19 protein-coding genes and 1 pseudogene are annotated in these 19537 nt (G+C 35.1%); all 20 read right to left on the reverse strand.

Annotated elements, in window-relative coordinates; genetic code table 11:
- Positions 1-23 precede the first annotated feature (23 nt).
- On the reverse strand, positions 24-965 hold the full coding sequence (locus tag C8C76_RS02285; protein ID WP_181248131.1) for an NAD-dependent epimerase/dehydratase family protein: 942 nt from the start codon (positions 963-965) through the stop codon (positions 24-26).
- 392 nt (positions 966-1357) lie between these two features.
- Complete coding sequence (locus C8C76_RS02295; protein WP_108138269.1) at positions 1358-1717, reverse strand: glycosyltransferase family 2 protein; 360 nt, start codon at positions 1715-1717, stop codon at positions 1358-1360.
- A 92-nt stretch (positions 1718-1809) separates the two neighbouring features.
- Positions 1810-2964, reverse strand: coding sequence for an O-antigen ligase family protein (locus C8C76_RS02300; protein ID WP_108138271.1), 1155 nt, complete (start codon positions 2962-2964; stop codon positions 1810-1812).
- Positions 2965-2984: 20 nt separating this feature from the next.
- Positions 2985-4085, reverse strand: coding sequence for a glycosyltransferase family 4 protein (locus C8C76_RS02305; protein WP_108138273.1), 1101 nt, complete (start codon positions 4083-4085; stop codon positions 2985-2987).
- Positions 4078-4836 carry a glycosyltransferase family 2 protein gene (locus C8C76_RS02310; RefSeq protein WP_108138275.1) on the reverse strand — a complete coding sequence of 253 codons (759 nt, stop codon included), beginning with the start codon at positions 4834-4836 and terminating at the stop codon, positions 4078-4080. The genes C8C76_RS02305 and C8C76_RS02310 overlap by 8 nt, the downstream gene beginning before the upstream one ends.
- Entirely contained in the window at positions 4836-5897 is a 1062-nt protein-coding gene (gene waaF, locus C8C76_RS02315) for a lipopolysaccharide heptosyltransferase II (protein WP_108138277.1), read from the reverse strand. The genes C8C76_RS02310 and waaF (C8C76_RS02315) overlap by 1 nt, the downstream gene beginning before the upstream one ends.
- 65 nt (positions 5898-5962) lie before the next feature.
- Complete coding sequence (waaF, locus tag C8C76_RS02320; RefSeq protein WP_076546068.1) at positions 5963-7018, reverse strand: lipopolysaccharide heptosyltransferase II; 1056 nt, start codon at positions 7016-7018, stop codon at positions 5963-5965.
- Positions 7005-8324 carry a 3-deoxy-D-manno-octulosonic acid transferase gene (locus tag C8C76_RS02325; protein ID WP_108138279.1) on the reverse strand — a complete coding sequence of 440 codons (1320 nt, stop codon included), beginning with the start codon at positions 8322-8324 and terminating at the stop codon, positions 7005-7007. The genes waaF (C8C76_RS02320) and C8C76_RS02325 overlap by 14 nt, the downstream gene beginning before the upstream one ends.
- A gap of 39 nt (positions 8325-8363) precedes the next feature.
- Positions 8364-9230: a lysophospholipid acyltransferase family protein gene (locus C8C76_RS02330; RefSeq protein ID WP_108138281.1), complete on the reverse strand. Its 867-nt coding sequence runs from the start codon at positions 9228-9230 to the stop codon at positions 8364-8366.
- Positions 9231-9294: 64 nt separating this feature from the next.
- Entirely contained in the window at positions 9295-10284 is a 990-nt protein-coding gene (locus C8C76_RS02335; protein WP_108138283.1) for a KpsF/GutQ family sugar-phosphate isomerase, read from the reverse strand.
- Between the two features lie 16 nt (positions 10285-10300).
- Positions 10301-11146, reverse strand: coding sequence for a 3-deoxy-8-phosphooctulonate synthase (kdsA, locus tag C8C76_RS02340; protein WP_108138285.1), 846 nt, complete (start codon positions 11144-11146; stop codon positions 10301-10303).
- Positions 11147-11201: 55 nt separating this feature from the next.
- Positions 11202-11954: a 3-deoxy-manno-octulosonate cytidylyltransferase gene (gene kdsB / locus C8C76_RS02345; protein ID WP_108138287.1), complete on the reverse strand. Its 753-nt coding sequence runs from the start codon at positions 11952-11954 to the stop codon at positions 11202-11204.
- Between the two features lie 20 nt (positions 11955-11974).
- Positions 11975-13099, reverse strand: a complete 1125-nt coding sequence (gene lpxK, locus C8C76_RS02350; RefSeq protein ID WP_108138289.1) for a tetraacyldisaccharide 4'-kinase — start codon at positions 13097-13099, stop codon at positions 11975-11977.
- A gap of 16 nt (positions 13100-13115) precedes the next feature.
- Entirely contained in the window at positions 13116-13766 is a 651-nt protein-coding gene (locus tag C8C76_RS02355; RefSeq protein WP_108138290.1) for a lysophospholipid acyltransferase family protein, read from the reverse strand.
- A 39-nt stretch (positions 13767-13805) separates the two neighbouring features.
- Positions 13806-15584: an ABC transporter ATP-binding protein gene (locus tag C8C76_RS02360; RefSeq protein WP_108138292.1), complete on the reverse strand. Its 1779-nt coding sequence runs from the start codon at positions 15582-15584 to the stop codon at positions 13806-13808.
- A complete protein-coding gene (locus tag C8C76_RS02365; RefSeq protein WP_076546059.1) occupies positions 15565-16032 on the reverse strand; it encodes a HutP family protein in 468 nt (155 codons plus the stop codon). The genes C8C76_RS02360 and C8C76_RS02365 overlap by 20 nt, the downstream gene beginning before the upstream one ends.
- A 128-nt stretch (positions 16033-16160) precedes the next feature.
- Entirely contained in the window at positions 16161-17084 is a 924-nt protein-coding gene (locus C8C76_RS02370) for an ABC transporter substrate-binding protein (protein ID WP_108138294.1), read from the reverse strand.
- A 21-nt stretch (positions 17085-17105) separates the two neighbouring features.
- Positions 17106-17864, reverse strand: a complete 759-nt coding sequence (gene nadE, locus C8C76_RS02375) for an NAD(+) synthase (protein WP_108138296.1) — start codon at positions 17862-17864, stop codon at positions 17106-17108.
- The gene (locus C8C76_RS02380) at positions 17864-19222 is read right to left on the reverse strand and encodes a protein kinase domain-containing protein (RefSeq protein WP_108138298.1); all 1359 of its coding nucleotides are present in this window, start codon (positions 19220-19222) and stop codon (positions 17864-17866) included. The genes nadE and C8C76_RS02380 overlap by 1 nt, the downstream gene beginning before the upstream one ends.
- 88 nt (positions 19223-19310) lie before the next feature.
- Positions 19311-19537 (reverse strand): annotated as a pseudogene (locus C8C76_RS15040) (IS4 family transposase); the annotation flags it as partial.

Consider the following 19537-nt stretch of genomic DNA (forward strand, 5'->3'; position numbering starts at 1 on the left):
TTAATTTAGAGATAACTTTTAAATTAATAAATTTTCTTAAGCCAGTTAACCTCCCTTTCTAAAGCTTCTTTAAAGGTGACTTCGGGAGAATAACCTAATAGTTGATCGGCTTTACTAATATCTGCAGCAGTATGTTTTACATCTCCTTTAACTTTTTTCGAATAAATAATTTTGGTGTCACTGCCAATTATCTGTTTCATTAATTCAAGACTCTGATTTAATTTGACAGTATTAGTTCCTCCAACATTTATAATTTCACCAGCCGGAGAATTTTGAGCTGCCAAAATATTAGCTCGAGCAATATCACCTACATAGGTAAAATTTCGACTTTGCTCACCATCACCGAAAACATTAATGATTTCTCCCTGCAGAAAAGCCTTAATAAATATATGAAAAGCCATATCAGGTCTCTGGCCTTCACCAAAAACAGTAAAATATCTTAATGATACTGTAGGTACATTAAAATTTTTATAATATAAATAGCAGAGATTTTCTCCAGCAAGTTTTGAGACGCCATAAGGTGAAACCGGCTGCAGCCTCTGTTTTTCTGTCATAGGTATCTGATCAGTATCCCCATAAACCGAAGATGAAGAAGCATAAACAAATTTCTTTAATTGTCTGCTCTCTTTTGCTGCCTCTAAAAGTTTTTGAGTTAAAAGAATGTTATTCTGGTTATATATTTCAAAATCTTCACCCCAGCTAGAACGAACTCCAGCCTGAGCTGCCTGATGATAAATATAATCCACATCTTTTATTAAGTCTTTTAAATCTGTTTTTAAAAGATCTTTTTCTAGAAAAGTATAATTAGGATTATTTAAAATTTCTTTTATATTATTTTCCTTTAATTCTCTTGCATAATAATCTGTAAAACAATCTATCCCTATGACCTCTTCGCCTTCTGCTAGTAATTTTTTAGCTAAATTTGAACCTATAAATCCTGCTGATCCAGTTATTAAATGTTTCAAAATTGATCACCTCATTGATTATTTAACTCCCACAAAAAAACATATTTCAAAAAAGAATAATATGCTCTAATAGCCGAATAAATAAAACCAGGACCTCCCATTAAAATTCCTCTCTGTAAAATATATTTCTGAAAAAAATCCAGAAAAAATCTTAGGGCTGCGTAACCCAGACCTTTTTTTACTCCAGCTTCAAATTTTTGATTTGCTGATAATTTAGCATAATGAATATATTTATTAATATAATGCTTTAAATTTAAACAGGTATAATGGAAGATAGAACTCTTTAATCTTCCTAGTTTTTTCGACTTTACTCTCAATTCCTCATGAACCTTATTATGAAATTCAAATTTCTTCTTAAATAGACGGGTCCTATAAATTGGAAAATCCCCTGCCTACTTCATTGGTTTTCCCAAAAAATAAGTTTTTATTGGGATTTCAAATGCATCAAAGCTCATATTATCTTCAAGAATTTCTAAAATTTCATTTTTAAGTTCTATAGATACTCTTTCATCAGCATCAATATTTATAATCCAATCGCAAGTAGTTTTTTTAAGACCATAATTTTTCTGATTTGAAAAATTATCGAATTCTCGTTTGTAGATTTTATCAGTATACTTTGCAGCTGTTTCTACAGTCCTGTCGCTACTATATGAATCTACTAAAACTATTTCATCTACCCATTTAATTGACTCTAAACAATCAGATATCCGTTCTTCTTCGTTTTTTGTAATGATTAAAGCAGATATTCCCATAATTCCCCCCACTTAATAAAAATTATTTCTAATTAAAATCAGTATTAAATTATAAGTATTAGTGACCATTCCTCTTTATATTTAACAATTGATTATGTTTTTAATAATCGCAAATCAACAATATACAGGGCTATAATAACCCAAAAAATATTTGCAGAATGAGAAATAAATATATTTGTAAAAGTTAATCCATGAATAAAAAAAGTCATAAAACTCAAGAAATATCCATAAACAATTGTTTTCTCTTTAACTTTTAATATTCTTAATCTGTTAATACCATGTTTTATTATTGAAAAAAATAAATATAAATAACTAATCAGTCCAAAAATTCCTGTTTCAGCTAATAAATCAAAAATATTACTATGAGCATACATCCTTCCTTTTACTCTGGCAATATCAAGTATATATTTTTCAGGATATAACTTCTCAAAGCTTCCTATGCCATGACCAAAAATTGGCCTATCTTTCCACATTTCGAAAGCACTTCTCCACATTAAAATTCTCTCATTATTAGAACTGTTATTTAAATCAAAAATGCTATTAAACCTAGCTTTAAATGATGGAAATAAAACTATTATTACTATTGAAATAATAAATAATGCAACAAGCATCTTTTTATCAACAAAAAAAGCAAAAAAGAGCAAACCAATAATTAATGCAATCCATGCCCCTCTAGTATTTGAAACTATAAGAGATAAAACAGAAATTAATGAAACAAATATATAATAATATCTAGCTTTATTCTCAGTTCTATAAATTAGCATTACCATTATTGATAAAACCATTAATAATACACTTTCATTTGTTAAGGTAGATAAAAATCCAGCAGGCCTTCTCAGATTTAATATAAAATATTGATAAATACTAAATAAAGAAGAAATCAAAATGGATAAAGATAAACTGATAAATATCTTATTTAATTGATCCTTCTTTTTAATGAAATGAATAATAGAAAAATAAATAATTAAGTATCTTAATATCTTATCTAAATAATCCAAACCCAATTTATAGTAATCTGAAAAGACTATTGATAAAACTAATACAGCGAAAAATATTAAAATTGCATTTATAACTTCTTTAGATTCTTTATAAATTGCTTTAATATCAATTCTTTTCTGAAATAAATGTATAAATAATAATATAAATAATAATCCCACAGATAAATTAACCCCTGCAACTGATATGTTTGCTGAAAAGGTTAAAAATATTATTATCCAGAAACCTAATTTGTCTACAGTAATATTCAATTCCTTTTAAACCCCTTTAATTAAATTTTTTGAGTTTTAAAATAAACTTTCTCAACTGAACTTATCATTTTCTCTAAAGAAAATTTAGTTTTAACTCTTTTGTAACCATTTTCAATATATTTATCCATAAGCTTCTGATTATAATAAAAGTTTAAAATTTCATTTTTGTATTTAATAATATTATTATGATGAACAAGTAACCCTGAATCCTTATCAACTATTACCTCTTTAAGTCCATCAATTTTATTAGCAATCACAGGGGTACCTGCTGCCATTGCTTCAATTGCAACAAGTCCAAAGCCCTCGCTTTTGGAAGGCACAACTAATAAATCAAATAAATTCATTAGTTCGGGTATATCTTTTCTATAACCAGTCATTATAACTCTATCTTCCAAATTATTTTGCTTGATTTTAGTCAAAAGTTCATTTTTATATTCTTTATTATCAGAAAAATCTTCACCCACAAGAATAAATTTTATTGGCTTCAATTTAATCTCTTTTGCAATATCTATTAATAACTTTTGATTTTTCATCTCACAAAGTCCCCCAACAGAACCTATAATAAAATTATCTTTACTAATATTTAATTCAGAATATAAATAACTAGAATTTATATTATTATAATTACTTAAATCCATGCCATTATATACTACTGATATTTTTTCTGATTGAATATTATTTTCTTGAATTAAATTATCCTTAACTTTTTCAGACACAGCAATAAAATGATCAATTTTAGCAAACATCTTTTGATGAAGAATGCTATTACCTAATGGTGGCAAAATATGTCTCGTAGCAACTACTTTAGCCTTTCCAGCAAAATATTGTGCAAAAACAGCAAGCCAATAGTCTTTACCGTTATGAACATGAATAATATCAATTTGATTTTCTTTAATAATTTTCACAAGTTTGTAAACTGTATAAAAATCAATAGAGTTTTTGAGCGGTAAAACTTTGAGATTAATATCCATGTCATGAAAATTAGCTGCAATTTGTGATCTAACTGCCAAAGATATATTATATCCTCTATCTATAAGTCCTTTTAATAGATCTTTTAAATGAGTTTCTCCACCAGACCAAGTTTTAGAAGAGTTGATTTGTAAAACAGAAAGTTTATTCATCTAAATCACTTCTCAAATTATTTAATTCCCATAATTTTATATTTTTTATAAATTGATAATAAGAAGACAATAAAGAAAGAACAATTCCATGAAAACCATCAAAAAAACCTCTTTTAATAATATACATTTTTATAAATTCTAAGAAAGACCTACTTAAAATATAAGTAATACCAATTTTTTTTCCAGATCTATATTTCTTTTCTGCATCAAGAGTAGTATATTGATTCATTCTTGTTATATAACTTGACAAATTTTTATATGTATAATGTAAAAAACCATTTTCTAATCTTTCTATCTTTCCGTTAACAGAAAAACCCTCGTGTACTATACCGGAATATCTATATTTATTCTTAAATAATCTTAAATTATAATCTGGATGCCAGCCACAATATTTTATCCATTTCCCTAAAAAATAATTTTTACGAATTATATTAAAGGCATCAACTTCATCATCATTCTTTAAATTTCTAATCTCATTTTTTAATTCCTCTGTTACCCTCTCATCAGCATCAATAACAAAAACCCAGTCTGTTTCAATTTTATCAAGGCCAAAATTTCTTTGAGAAGCAAAGTCTTTAAATTCATTTTCATAAAAATTAACATTTTCATATTGCTGGCAAATTTCTTTAGTCCTATCATCACTGTAAGAATCTACAACAACAATTTTATCAATCCAACTAATGCTGTCCAGACAATCAGCAATATTATCTTCTTCATTATAAGTTAAAACTAAAGCACTTAGCCCTTTCATTATATCATTCCTTCATTTTCAATTCTGTCCACTACCAGATCTGGACTCAGTTCCCGCATACATTTAAAATGATCCAGCGGACATTCGTGTTCTCCACAGGGACGGCAGTTGAGCCCGGCATTCTTAATTAATATATTCTTAGCTTTACCACGGGGAGCATATTTTGTTTCATCAGAAGGTCCAAAAATTGCTGCTGTATTGGTTCCGACTGCAGCCGCTACATGAACCGGTCCGGTATCACCACTGATCACCAGCGAGGCTCTTTTTAAAATTGCAGCAAGTTCAAGCAGAGACGTTTTCCCACTTAAATTATAAATCATGTTCCTATTTTCAATTTTATTTATTATATAACTAACTCTTTCAGTATCAGAAGGGCCACCAACAAAAAGAATCTTATAGCCTCTTTCAATCAGCAGATTGGCAACTTCTGCAAAATATTCTTCGGGCCAGCGTTTTGTTTTCCAGCTGCCTCCGGTATTTAAAACAATAAATTTATCACTCAGACCAATATTCTTTATTTTTCGAGCAGCACTCTGATTATAAGTTTCATCAATTCTCAAAACCGGAAAATAATCTTCCTTAGAATCAAATTTATGTTTCTGGATTTCAAAGTTCTTCGCCAGCAATTGACTCTGCTGCATTTGATTTAAAAATTTAAGATATAATTCTATCATATGAGAAGAATTATCTTTTTCTACTACCTCATCTAAAAATAATCCTCTACCCCTGCCACCATAGCCAATACTTTTTTCAGGTGAAATTAATTTTAAAAGCAGCGCAGTTCTCCAGTTACCCTGAATGTTAATTCCCAGCTGATAATTATTCATTCTCAATTTTTTAGCAAATTTATATGATCTGGCAGCTGTCCAGCTCTTATTATAACTGTAAACATGGTCAAGATTTGGATTAACTCTCATTAACTCAGAAAAATTACTATTTGCCACCAGATCAATCCTGGCCTCTGGAAAAAGTTTCCTCAAGCCTTCAAAAAAAGGGTGGGCAAATAATAGATCACCCAGATATAAAAGATCCATAACTATTATTCTTTTACTAGTTTTCATAATAACCATTCCCCGTATAATATACAATCCAATTTTAAAGTGGAATTGAACAGATCATTTTAATGTTAATCACTTAATTTCTTTTTAGCAATCCTCAAAACCTGTTCTACACTAATTGATTTCATACACTGCATATTGCGACTGCAGTGCCTGTCCCAACAGCGAATGCATTCCAGACTATTATCCTGAATAACTGTATGGCCTTCACCAAAAGGACCATTAGTCTCCGGATCAGTAGGCCCCATCAGTGCTATCACCGGTATTCCAACCGCAGCTGCAAGATGGGTTGGGCCCGTATCTCCACCTATATATAAAGCTGCTCTTCTGTAGACTTCTGCTAATTCCTGCAGATCAGTTTTACCAGCCAGATTACTATATTTATCTTGCTCAACTGCTCCAAAACTATCTATAGCGTCCTTATCATCTCTGCTGCCTGTAAATATAACATAATATCCTTTTTTAATAAGTTCATTAGCCAGCTTAAAATAACTTTCCAAAAACCAATTTTTAGACTCCCAGTTAGTAAAAGGATTAAGAACTACAATTTTATTTTTAGCATCAATTTTATTTTCTTCAAAAAGTCGACTCACTCTACTTTTTATAACCGGAGTTAACTTAAGTCCATAGTTTATCTCATTCATTTCTGCCTCAAGAGCTCCAGCAAAATGAAGATATTTATAAATACGATGCCCCTTTTTTTCTGGAAGATCTATCTTTGCCTGATAAAATAAAGTACTTAATTCTCTCCCATCAGATGGCCCCATACGCAAATTGGGATTTACAAGAAAAGAACTTATTGCACTCTTAAAAAGGCCCTGTAAATCTAAAGTAATATCATATTTTTCAGCCCTTAATTTTTTAAAAAAAGAAAAGAATGATCTGACTCCTTTTATGAAATCTTTGTTAATTAATTTTTTCCAGCGTTTGCGTGGTAAAATAATTACATTATCTAGATACGGATTTAATTTAACCAGTGGATATGATTGCTCTTCAACAAGCCAGTCTATCTGAGCATTAGGATGTTTTTGCCTTAAAGCATAAGCTGTAGGCAAAGAATGAATAACATCTCCGATCGCACTCAATCTGACAATCAAAATCTTTTCTACCCTATTTTCTATCATAATAATCTTCTCCCTGCTTTAACAGCACATCCACCAGCTGCAGTTGTTTTTTTACCGCACCACGATTTTGATCAATTAATTCCGCTGCTTTTTCTGCTCTCTGTTTTCGGTACTGGTCATTGGCCAGCAGCTGGTAAGTCTTTTCAAAAAAATCTGCTGCATCCTCAATTTCAAATCCAACTTCATTTTCTAAAAGAAAGTCTCTTTCTTCTTTGAAATTATACATGCTCTGACCAAATAACACAACTTTAGCCCTGGCAGCTGCTTCGATTACATTATGTCCTCCCCTGTCAATTAGAGAACCTCCAATAAAAACTAAATCCGCATAAAAATAAAGCTGTGCCAGTTCGCCCATAGTATCAACAATAATAATATCCGTGTCTTCTGACAGCTGAATCACATTTCGTTTGAGATCCGAATATAAAGCTGCAGCTATTTCTCTTTTCCGACAGAGCTCCAGAATTTCTTCTCTTCTTTCGACATAGCGAGGTGCCAGTAAGAGCTTTAAATGTTTAAAATCTGTTTTAAGCTGCTGATAAAGATCGAGAATTATCTCTTCCTCTCCCTGATGGGTACTACCTGCAATAAGAACTTTTGTCTGATCAGTTATATTAAACATCTTCGTTTTTTGAAAATATTCTTCTTTCGAAGGGGGATTTAAATCAATGTCATATTTTAAATTACCATTAATACAGATATGATCTTCTGCTGCCCCGAGTTCTTTGATTTTTTCAGCTGCTTCCTGATGCTGCATACTAAAAATATCAACCCGACTCAGCATATCATCTAAAAGTGCCCCCAGGTATTTATACTGACCAAAGGAATCATCACTTATCCGGCCACTGGCAAGCATAATCTGACAGCCAGCCTCATCCAGAGTTCTAATCAAATTTGGCCAGAGCTCTGTCTCAATCATAATAAATAGATCAGGTTTAAAAATTCCAACTGCTTTTTTTACAACCCAGTTTAAATCAAAGGGAAGATAAATAATTAAATCAGCTCCCTCGATTTTCTTTTTAGCCAGGTTTTTGCCACTGGCTGTCATTGTCGAAAAAATAATTCTTGCCTCTGGATATTCCTCTCTAATCTCAGCCGTCAACTTTTGTGCCGCAAGTGTTTCTCCAGCTGAAGCAGCCTGAATCCAGATAACTTGAGGAGCCGGAAATAAAAGATCCAAATTCTGATCATAAAAAGCAAAACGCTCTCTTAAATTAAGTTTTTCTCCACTTTTTTTGCTTTTGAAATAATAATAGGGAAGTAAAAAAACTGTCAGTACAGACAATAATAAATTATAAATAAAATACATATTTCTCCCCCTCATTGAGCTAAAAATTAGCCTCAAAATTTAATTATATGTTTTCCAGCGTTTATGCAGCCACATCCAGTCAGCCGGCTCTTTTTTTATTTCTTCTTCGGTCAATTCAAGCAGCGACTTAAGTTCATCTTTCAATTCTTCTTCCGAAGCCTCAGAGCTGATTTTGCGAGGTGGATAACATATAAGTTCATGTTTCAGCCAGTCCTGGCGGTGAAAAAAAAGAGGTACAATGGGCGCTCCTGTTCTCTGTGAAAATTTTACAGCACCAGGAAAGGTTAAGGCCGGCCTGTCAAAAAAGTCGAGTTCCCAACCATCTCTTCTCGCATGTTGATCGCCTAAGATAGCTAAAATTTCATTTGACTTTAAAATTTTAAAAGCCTTTCGAATAGATAGCCCCTTGGGAATAATTCCTACACCAGCATTATCACGAATTTCATTTATTTTCTTATTAAAAGCTGAATTTTTCTGTTCCTGAGCAATCGAATGCACCTTATAACCTTTAAGTGCCAGCAAAGCCCCCAGCAGCTCCCAATTTCCCAGGTGAGCTGAATAAATAATAACACCTTTTTTCTCAGCCAGTGCCTGGTCTAAATATTTAAGCCCTTCAAAATCTACCATCTGATTAATATCTTCTTCAGAAAAAGTATCTTCCATTAAAAATTCTGCAAAATCATAACCCAAATTTCTATAAACTTTTTTGATCATTTTTTTAGATTCTTTTTCATTCAAACCCAGAGCTCTTTTCAAATTTTGACGAGAATGATCACGCCTTTTTGGAGTTATTAAATAGGCCACCCCGGCAATCAGTTTTCCTAAATATTTCCCGACAGCAGGCGGCATTTTTTTTAACAAAAACCTAAAAATATTAAACAAAAATATACTAACTTTATCCTTCATTTTTAGCCCCTTTTACTAATAGTAATCAAACAACCTTAAATAAAATATAAAGGTCTAAAATATATTAAAATACCTTCGCTCGCAGCAGATCCTGGAAATTAAGCATAGCTACCGGCCTGCCAGCTTCTACTACTGGCAGATCATTAATCTCTTTCGATTCCATTATCTGCAGTGCTTCCGCTGCCAGTCTATCCGGTGAAATTGAAACCGGATCTGAAGTCATATAATTTTTAACCGGATGGTCAATAAAATTAGCTGATTTTTCCAAAAGGCGTCTAATATCTCCATCAGTAATTATCCCCTTAAGTTTTCCTTCCTGATCAACAATAGAAGTTGAACCCATCCGGCTGTTAGTCATTTTAAATAGAGCTTCTCTGACTGTAGTCTCAATTTTAACTGTTGGGTTCTGCTCTCTAATTTTGATAACATCCTTAACTTTGGTTAAAAGCTTTCTGCCCAGTGAACCGCCCGGATGATAAAGAGCAAAATCTTCCGGAGTAAAGCCATAATAAGAAGATAAAGCAATTGCCAGGGCATCACCCAGAGCCAGGGCAGCTGTTGTACTGGCTGTTGGAGCAAGATTGTGGGGACAGGCTTCAGTAATTACATCTGCTAAGAGAATTAAATCTGCATGTTCAGCCAGTGTAGAAGTACTGTCTCCTGTTAGGGCAATTAGAGTTACCCCGATCCGGCGCAGAGAAGGCAGTAAAGAAAGCACCTCATCTGTCTCACCACTGTTGGAAACAGCAATCACTACATCGCCAGCTCTGATCATTCCCAGATCTCCGTGCAGGCCTTCACCTGCATGAACAAAAAAGGCAGAAGTACCTGTGCTGGAAAAAGTGGCAGCCAGTTTTTTAGCTACCAGCCCGGTTTTTCCAACTCCGGTAAACACAACTCTACCCTCGGAGTCAATGATCAGCTCCATTGCTTTTTTAAAGCTGCCGTCAAGATCTTCTTTTAATTTTAAAACTGCATCTGCCTCAATCTGCAGCGCACTTTTTGCTTCTTCAATTCCTGATTTTAATTTATCTTCTCTACTGCTTGCTGTCATTTTATTCACCCTAATATTAATAATTTATTTCCTCACAGTTCTTCATTGCTGAATCAATTGCAAGAGCCTGTTTTAAAATCCCTTCCAACTGATCTAAAGGAATCATGTTGGCTCCATCACTTTTAGCTACTGCAGGATTGTCATGAACCTCCATAAATAAAGAATCGATACCTGCAGCCAGTGCAGCCCTCATTAAATAGGGAACATACTCTTTTTCTCCATCTGAGCTGTCACCTGCACCTCCGGGAAGCTGTACGGCATGAGTTGCATCAAAGACAACTGGATAGCCTGTTTTTCGCATCCTGGGCAGAGAGCGCATATCTACAACTAAATTATTATAACCAAAAGAAACTCCTCTTTCAGTCAGCAAAATTCTTTCGTTTCCTGTGCTCTCAATCTTAGCCACTACCTGGTCTATATCCCAGGGAGCCAAAAACTGTCCTTTTTTGACATTGATTATACTGCCGGTCTTACCTGCTGCTGTCAGCATATCTGTCTGTCTGGATAAAAAAGCAGGAATCTGCATAATATCTAAAACATCTGCTGCAGCTGCTGCTTGTTCTGGTAAATGAATATCCGAAATTACAGGCAGATCGAATTCTTTTTTAACCCGCTCTAAAATCCTCAAACCCTCTTCCAGACCTGGACCACGGTAGGAATCAATTGAAGAACGATTAGCTTTATCAAAGGAAGATTTAAAAACATAAGGAATCCCCAATCTATCAGTAATATTTTTAATTCCCTCAGCTATTCTAAGAACCCGATCTTCCTCCTCAATTGCACAGGGACCTGCTAAAAGTACAAAGGGCTTTTCCTGATCACCAAAAATTATTTTATCATTTAACTTTACTTTTTTAACCATCTTTTACCTCCATCTGCTTGCAGTTGGTTTAAACACTTTATCTGCAACAAAAAAATTATTTATGCCTATTTTTTCTGGCTTTAATTTCTTTTTCAACCAGCTCTATATCTTCTCTGCGGTCTACTCCGATTAGCCTGGCGTCTGTTTCCAGAACCTTAATCTTAAACCCATTTTCCAGAGCGCGCAGCTGTTCTAAAGACTCTGCTCTTTCTAAAGGTGTCCTCTCCATAGCTGCATAGTTTAAAAGAAAATCCCGGCGATAAACATAGAGACCAATGTGCTGATAATAGCTCTGCTCATCCGGTACAGCATCCCGATAAAAAGGAATAGGTGAGCGAGAAAAATAGATTGCATAATCATTTTTATCTGTAATAACCTTAACCAGGTCGGGATTTTCGGCCTCAGCTGCAGTAATTTTTCTTTTTAAAGTGCTCATTTTTAGTTCAGATTCTTCTCTAAAAGGTTCTAAAGCTCGGGCAATACTTTCAGCTTTAATTAAAGGTTCATCCCCCTGAATATTTACTATTAGATCTGCTTCAATTTCAGCAGCGGCTTCAGCAATCCGGTCTGTACCACTCTGATGCTGAGCAGAAGTCATAATCACTTTGCCGCCTTCTGCCTCAACCTTATTTTTTATCCTTAAATCATCTGTTGCTACATAAACCTGATCTATCATTTTACACTTTTCCACTGCCTGATAAACCCTAACAATCATTGCTTTACCCATAATCTCAGCCAGTGCCTTACCAGGAAAACGGCTGGAAGCAAAACGGGCAGGTATTAAAGCAGCAGTTTTTAGTCCTGACATTTTTAATCCACCTCAAATCTCTATTTAGCTCTTCCACTCTTAATTTTAGCTCTTACAATATCCATTAGTTCATCCTTATTTTCTATCGCAAGTGAAATCTTTAAGTAATAAAAAGGTAAATCTCCAATCATTCTTTCAAAATCAAATAATTTAACTGCATCCTTTTCTGTGGTTAAGATCAAATCGGCCTGAGAAGCTGAATACTGATCAAGTAAAGTTAAAAGATCTTCTTTCTGATAGTTGTAATGATCTTTAAAAACCCGGTAACTTACCAGTTCTCCTCCAGCGGCTTCTATACTTTTTTTGAAAGCATCAGGGCTTCCAATTCCTGAAAATGCAAAAACCTTTTTCTCCTTTAAAAAGTCAAGCTCTTCTTTTTTTTGCCCTGCCACCGAAATACAACTTTCCAGCTTTGTTGCTGCCGAAAAAATACCTTTATTGGTTGGGCTGAGAGTAGTTAGTGATTTTTTAAGTTCTTTTAGTCGATTGAAGTCAATATTTTCACTCCGGTTGATTAGAAAAAGATCGGCTCTTTTTAAAGCAGTAAAAGGTTCACGCATCAGACCAGCAGGCAGAACTCGATTGTTAGAAAAAGGATTTTCAGCGTCAATCAAAACTACATCCAGATTTCGTTTTAACTGATAATGCTGAAAGCCATCATCAAGCAGAATTAAATCTGCCCCCTCTGCCTCGGCAAGCTTAGTACCCTGGTAGCGGTTGGCTGAACGAATAAATATTAGGTTGTCATAATTACGGGCCAGCATAAAAAGCTCATCCCCGGCTTCAGCCGCACTGGCATATAAATCTGATTCAGCTTTAATCAAAAAGGGTTCATCTACCTCTTTAGAAGCTCCATAGCCCCGACTGATTATTGCAATTTTGTGTTTATCTTTTAACTGAGAAGCCAGAAATGAAGTGAATGGAGTTTTGCCTGTACCTCCGGTCGTAATATTTCCGATACTGATCACCGGCATCCCGGCTTCTTTTTTCTTCAGAAAGTTATTCTGATACAAAACAAATCTCAATTTTGCCAGTTTAGAGTAAAGAACAGACAGCAAAAATAAAATTGATCTGCTTAAAGCAGCCAGAAATCCTCTTTCCCTGCCGCTTATTATATTTTCGATGTATTTCCTCAAATAATCCATATATTTAATACCACCATTATTTTTTGACTATTTCGGCTGCTCTTGCATTAACTTTTTCCATTTTTTCTTTTAAAATTTGCTGTTTTTCTTCCATCTCCAGCCCGGACTTAAAACGAAAAGGTTGACCAAAAATCAGCGCAGTTTTACTAAAAGGAAGAGGCAGCAGATAATGATCCCAGCTGGCAAAATTTTTCTTCCAGCAGGCAGCAACCCCAAGCGGCACCAGCATTGAATCTGCTTTTTCCTGCAGAAATATAATCCCTGGTTTAATCTCATAGATAGGACCTGTCGGACCATCCGGGGTCAGCGCAGTACTTGCTCCCTCTTTTAATTTCCGATACAGAGCAAGCAGAGAGCGGCTGGCACCTCTGCTGCTGGAACCCCTGACTGTATTCCAGCCCAATTTTTCTAGAATCTCAGTCATATAACTGCCATCACGGCTCAGACTGGTCAGAGCATAAATACCCAAATCCCTTAAAAAATAAGCTGGAATCCAGCTCTTACCGTGCCAGCTGGAAAAAACAAGTGATTCTCCCTGAGCAAGCTTGCTCTCAACTGCTTCCCAGCCTTCAACTTCAAGCCTGTAGCTTTTATTGGTCCATTTAATTAAATTATAGGCAAAGAGAGGAATTAACTTTTCTTTAAATTTCTCTTTTTTTGCTGACATTAATTCCACCTCTCCTAATCTAAATATCCAATAATCATTTTAAACCTCAGGTGCCTCAATAAACTGACCTCTGTAAAGTGAAGCATATTTTCCCTGCTTCTTTAATAACTCCTTATGACTTCCCATTTCCATAATCTCACCCTGCTCTACTACAACAATTTTATCAGCATTTTTGATAGTAGAAAGCCTGTGAGCAATGATAAAGGTTGTTCTATTTTCCATCAGATGTTCCAGTGCTTCCTGAACCAGCGCTTCAGACTCTGAATCCAGAGAAGAAGTCGCTTCATCTAAAATTAAAATCTTCGGGTTTTTAAGAATCGCTCTGGCAATAGAAATCCGCTGTTTCTGACCACCAGAAAGTCCAACCCCTCTTTCTCCAACAACAGTATCATAACCATCAGGAAAATTCATAATAAAATCATGAGCGTTGGCCGCTTCTGCAGCTTTCTGAATAGCCTCATCATCAGCATTTAAATCACCGTAGGCTATATTATCCCTTAAAGTACCACTAAATAAAATAGTTTCCTGAGGAACTATCCCGATAAAATCTCGCAAACTGTCAATTTTTAAATCCTTTAGATCATGTCCGTCCAGACGCATCCGTCCCTCAATTGGATCAAAAAAGCGGGGGATTAAATCAACCATTGTTGTCTTCCCGGCTCCACTGTGGCCGACCAGTGCTACAACTTCACCAGGTCTGGCAGTCAGGTTAATATCTCTCAATACTACTTCATTCCGATTATAGGCAAAGCTGACATTATCATAAACAACCTCACCCTCAACATCTTTTAATTCAATCTTATTTTCATCATCTTCTCTTAATTCACTTTCCGTATCCATAATCTCAAAAACTCTCTCAGCTGAAGCAAATAACTGCTGCAGTCTTTTACTCAATTTGGTAATTGACCTCAGCGGCTCACTGATTGTTAAAAGCAGAGTGAAAAAAGCAATTAACTCAGAAGCTGACATCCTGCCCTGCATAACCTCATAACCACCATACCAGAGGATAGCAGTAAATGAGATTGCTGCCAGAAATTCTACAAGTGGAGTTAAAATCGCCCCATACTGAGACTTTTTCATTTTAGCTCTAAAGTTGGCCTGGTTTTCGCTGCTGAAACGCTCAAACTCATATTCTTCTCGACCAAATGACTTAACCACTCTAACTGCTGACAGGGTTTCCTGCAGCACATCCGAAACATCTGCAATCTTAATCTGTACCCGACGACTAACCTTCTTTAATTTATAATTAAATTTAGTAATTACATATGTAATTAAAGGCAGAATGACTATTAAAAAAATAGTCAACCGATAATTTAAATAAACCAGATAAAGAATTCCTCCAACCAGGGTAAAAACCTTATCGATGCTGCCCACAGTTGTACTGATCATAGAACTTTCCAGCTGCTGAACATCATTGGTTACCCGGGACAATATATCACCAGTCTTATTCTGACTGTAAAAATTTAAAGACAGATTGTGAAGATGAGAATAAAGATCATTCCTGATATCTCTAACTGATTTCTGTGAAACATAGGCCACCAGATAACTCTTGCCATAGTAAGCTATACCTTTAAGAAAATATACTAGAATCATCATTCCAGCAACCAGGGACAGCTGAATCATCCCTTCTCTGCCCAGATTAATATCTGAGATAATTGTTTCTAAAAGCCCCTGAAAAACTCTTACAAAAAAAACAGTTAAAAAGGCATGAACCAGCATGGAGATTACTCCCCCTGCCAGCCTGCCTTTATATGGTAAAATATATTTAAATACTCTTTTTAATATATCAAACTGATTGTTATCTTTTGCTGAGTCCATAGTAGTGAATCCCCATTCCTGAAATTTCATGATCTACATCTAAACCAGGGATACCAAGTTTTCCATAAAGAGCTACTGCCAGATGTGGTTCCTTACTGACAATACCAATTTTAATTCCAGCACCTGAAATACCGGAAAGTGGTTTATCAAAATCAATCATCGCTCTCTCAACACAACGGGTCAGAATCCTCTGATCCTGAACAGATTCAGTAATTACATCACCTTTAATAGCTGCTCCCAGACAGTTTCTTAAAACTTTGTCCTTAAGCTTTGAACCTTTGCCGCCAGCTCTGGTTATTACAGCCTTATAGCCTTCATTTTTATAAGCATCAATAATCTTGCTGTCATACTCATCATTAACCATTGAAAGCAGTACAGCTACCTTTCCTATAGACTGACCACCATCAATTTCTGTAAAATCATCAATTGTAAAATCTGATAAATTCATCAAATCACCTCTTAGTCTTATTTTTTACTTATAACCTTTTACAAAAGGCTTAAATATTAAATTTTTGTCCCTAATCAAAGCAGAATCAATTCAAAATTTTTCCTACCACTATCTGCTATTCAACAAAACTAATTAATCTCCTCTTTTAGTTCTGGAAAAATAGCCTGAATAAATTGCTTATAACCTTCTATAATTCTTGGGGAAGGTCTGTTAACTAAATTTTGATCAACTAAATATAAGCGGTCATTTTTAAAAGCAGAAATTTCTCTAAAAATTTCCCGTTCTCTAAGTTCATCTAATGTTAAACCGTTTGGGGTGCTGTGAGCACTGCTGATATAAACTTCTGGATCAGCATCAATTAAGCTTTCCAGACTGAAAGTTGGCCAGCTGCCCTCTGCCTCTCTGGCAACATTATAACCACCGGCATCATGAATCAGGCTGTCAATAAAAGTACCTTTACCAGCCGTATATAATGGGTCTGACCAGATTTCATAAAACACCCTTTTTCTTTCCTTATTTTCTAATTTATCATTCACCAGCTCTTTAAGCTGCTGGTACTCTTTATCCATTCTGGAAGTCAGCTCAACCCCAGCCTCTGCTGCAGAAGTTAAATAAGCAATATCTTCAATCATATCTATTGTATCATTAATTGAGACAGGTTTAAAACCAATATTTTTTATTCCCAGTTCTGACAGCCTCTCCAGGCTTTCAATCTTAGTTACAGATTCAGCTATTACAAGGTCTGGCTCCAGAGAAACAATTTTTTCTATATTTGGTTCATCAATTCGTCCGACATCATCCTTTGTCAGAGCTTCTTCTGGATAATCGCAGGCTGAACTTACTGCAACCAGCTTATCTTCAAGCCCCAGAGCATAGATTACTTCGGTCATTCCTGGTGCCAGAGTAATAATCCTTTCAACTTCTTTTTCTATTGTAATTTCTCTACCGAGCTCATCGGTATAATTTAGAGGAAATTCCTGAGCAGATAAAGAAATAGCAGCTGCAAAAACAAAAACCACTAAAAACAAAATCACCAATTTGGCTTTTCTCATTTATACCCTCCTCGATTCCGCTTAAACAATTTCATTTCTTCTGGGGATAGGAACCGGTGCTACTTTGTGACTATTTTTGGCTGCCAGTTTCTCTATTTTTTCTTTTACTTCTGGTTCTGCCTCACCAGTTAAAATATACTGATCAAGCTCCTGGTAGCTAAAGCCCATTTCTGATTCATCAGTCTGACCATCCCAGAGTCCTGCAGATGGCTTTTTTTCAATAATTTCAGCCGGAATTCCAAGCACTTCTGCCAGCTTTTTGACTTCATTTTTTACCAGTGATCCTAAGGGAGCAAGGTCTATCCCTCCGTCACCGTGTTTGGTAAAATAGCCAATCTTTAACTCACTCCAGTTATCTGTACCGACAACAAGGTAACCCTTAGCCTGAGCGTAGTAATATAAGGTAGTCATTCTGAGGCGTGGTTTTATATTGGCTTCTGCCAGTCTGCCAGCCTCAACTCCACTTTCTTTTAAATTTGCTAAAAAATGATCATATATATCACTGAGATCATTTTCTACTACTTCAATTCCAAATTTGCCAGCAACTTTCAGGGCGTCTTCCCGGTCCTGTGAGCTGGAATGACAGGGCATGATTACTCCAAGCATTTCTTCTCCAAATGCAAGCTGGCAGAGACGGGCAGTAACAGCAGAATCAATACCTCCACTTAACCCAACGACTGCACCATTTAAGCCTGCATTTTCCACCTCAGTCTGCAGCCAGTTAACCAGGCTGTCTTTTATTTTATTATAATCATTTTCGGCAAAAATATTTTTATCCATTATTCATCCCTCCAGGGATATTCTCCAGCAATCATATCTTTTATACTTCCTTCTACAGCTGTAATTCGCCAGATTCCTTCAATTTTTTCGACTGTTAATTCATCCAGCATCTGGTGGCTGTAGCTGCCTTCCCGATCTCTAAAGTTAAACTCATATGAGGCTCTAAACCTGTGTCTGGCTTCAGAAGCAGAAAGTTCTTCAATTTCCAGCTTTTCCAAACTGTAAATTTCATTGACCTCTCCTCCCTGTTCGGGGTCACCTCCATAAGCCTGCTGCATTTTCTCTATCACATGGGTTTCTGAGATCATTCGTTCCATCTCACCCAGGTCAAAATCTGCAGCTTCATTTGCCAGGTTGATGTTCTTAGTTGCTATCGCTTCGTAAAAGTAATTAACAACCTCCCCGGCTGTATTATCTGGAGTTATAGTCGCTGGCGAACCAGAACTCAAGCCCCAGATAAAGCCACCTCCAATAATGGCAAAGAAAAGAATCACCTTCCAACTGTGGCGGAAAAAAAGCTTAATGTTTTCATTTCTTCTTTTCTTTTTTATTATTTTATTATCAATTAAATTCTCTCTTTCTAGAAATGGCTGGATCTCAAATTTATTTTCTTTGCTGGTTCTTTTTAATTCCTCAATAAGATAGTCGAGATCCGGGCGTTCCTTTTGCTCTTTAGCCAGCATCTCCATAAATAGTTGATTGAGGTTATCACTTATCTGAGGAAGCAGTGCCTGCAGAGCTAGAATTTTTTCGTTTTGAATTTTATTCAATACTTTTGCATGATCCCGATCACTAAAAATGGTTTCTCCACTTAAAAAATAATAAAAAACTGATGCTAAATTAAAAATATAAGATTCGAGCTGCCAATCCTCTCCTGCAACGACTTCAGGCGGCATAAAATACTCCTGAGTTGGGATTTCAAGCTCAAATTCATTATAATTCCTTTTGCTGCGCAGCATTGCTTCCGGCATTAAATAAATATCATTTTCTTCATCAATCCAAAAGTTAGAAGCATTTATCCCTTTCGGAAAAATTTCTTTAACAAGCTCAATATCTTGCAGTAGAGCAAGGCTTTCTTCTAATTCTTTGAGCAGAATCTTAGAATCAATCGGGTTTTTATTTAAATATTCTGCCAGGGGTTCTAAGTTTTCACTTCCCTGATAAAGAAGATAATATTCCCCTTCTTCCCGAATAACATCCTGATAGGAAATTATTTTGGCAGGAAGTTCTGCTGGCATATTATCTATTGCCTTTCTTACTCGCTTAACAATATCAAGCTGCACCCTTGAGCGCGGCACCGTGTCTTTAAAAAGTTTTTCTTTGTGTAAACTTTTCTTTTTCTGAGTTTCTCTACTCATAGCAATTCCTCCGACATTAATATAATTAGAATAAGCAAAGTTATCCACCCAAAACAAATTCAGGTGGATAAACTTATCTACTTATTACTCAACTTTCGGCGTTAGAAATCATTAATGATTTCTTGATATAACCAGGAAGAAGCTCAAAAAAGTAGTCTAATAGGTCATTTATCTTTTCTTCAGTTAATGTTGAATAATCATGTAGAGTCTTTTTGAAAAGGTCTATGATTAAAAATAATGCTTCAATATGACTTAAATCTTTTAGCTCATCACAGTATTCAAAAAACATACCGCCAAAAGTCTTTTCGTCTTCAT

The sequence above is a fragment of the Halanaerobium saccharolyticum genome, assembly GCF_003053565.1.
GTDB lineage: Bacteria > Bacillota > Halanaerobiia > Halanaerobiales > Halanaerobiaceae > Halanaerobium > Halanaerobium saccharolyticum_B.

What these genes read in the sequence shown, in the direction of transcription:
- C8C76_RS02305 (WP_108138273.1), bottom strand. Translation starts at nt 4,085, where the DNA reads ATGAATAAACTTTCTGTTTTACAAATCAACTCTTCTAAAACTTGGTCT.
- nadE (WP_108138296.1), bottom strand. Translation starts at nt 17,864, where the DNA reads ATGGATAAAAATATTTTTGCCGAAAATGATTATAATAAAATAAAAGAC.
- waaF (WP_076546068.1), bottom strand. Translation starts at nt 7,018, where the DNA reads ATGATAGAAAATAGGGTAGAAAAGATTTTGATTGTCAGATTGAGTGCG.
- C8C76_RS02360 (WP_108138292.1), bottom strand. Translation starts at nt 15,584, where the DNA reads ATGGACTCAGCAAAAGATAACAATCAGTTTGATATATTAAAAAGAGTA.
- kdsB (WP_108138287.1), bottom strand. Translation starts at nt 11,954, where the DNA reads ATGTCAGGACTAAAAACTGCTGCTTTAATACCTGCCCGTTTTGCTTCC.
- C8C76_RS02370 (WP_108138294.1), bottom strand. Translation starts at nt 17,084, where the DNA reads ATGAGAAAAGCCAAATTGGTGATTTTGTTTTTAGTGGTTTTTGTTTTT.
- C8C76_RS02380 (WP_108138298.1), bottom strand. Translation starts at nt 19,222, where the DNA reads ATGAGTAGAGAAACTCAGAAAAAGAAAAGTTTACACAAAGAAAAACTT.
- lpxK (WP_108138289.1), bottom strand. Translation starts at nt 13,099, where the DNA reads ATGGATTATTTGAGGAAATACATCGAAAATATAATAAGCGGCAGGGAA.
- C8C76_RS02335 (WP_108138283.1), bottom strand. Translation starts at nt 10,284, where the DNA reads ATGACAGCAAGCAGTAGAGAAGATAAATTAAAATCAGGAATTGAAGAA.
- C8C76_RS02295 (WP_108138269.1), bottom strand. Translation starts at nt 1,717, where the DNA reads ATGGGAATATCTGCTTTAATCATTACAAAAAACGAAGAAGAACGGATA.
- C8C76_RS02325 (WP_108138279.1), bottom strand. Translation starts at nt 8,324, where the DNA reads ATGTATTTTATTTATAATTTATTATTGTCTGTACTGACAGTTTTTTTA.
- waaF (WP_108138277.1), bottom strand. Translation starts at nt 5,897, where the DNA reads ATGAAAACTAGTAAAAGAATAATAGTTATGGATCTTTTATATCTGGGT.
- C8C76_RS02310 (WP_108138275.1), bottom strand. Translation starts at nt 4,836, where the DNA reads ATGAAAGGGCTAAGTGCTTTAGTTTTAACTTATAATGAAGAAGATAAT.
- C8C76_RS02330 (WP_108138281.1), bottom strand. Translation starts at nt 9,230, where the DNA reads ATGAAGGATAAAGTTAGTATATTTTTGTTTAATATTTTTAGGTTTTTG.
- kdsA (WP_108138285.1), bottom strand. Translation starts at nt 11,146, where the DNA reads ATGGTTAAAAAAGTAAAGTTAAATGATAAAATAATTTTTGGTGATCAG.
- C8C76_RS02355 (WP_108138290.1), bottom strand. Translation starts at nt 13,766, where the DNA reads ATGTCAGCAAAAAAAGAGAAATTTAAAGAAAAGTTAATTCCTCTCTTT.
- C8C76_RS02365 (WP_076546059.1), bottom strand. Translation starts at nt 16,032, where the DNA reads ATGAATTTATCAGATTTTACAATTGATGATTTTACAGAAATTGATGGT.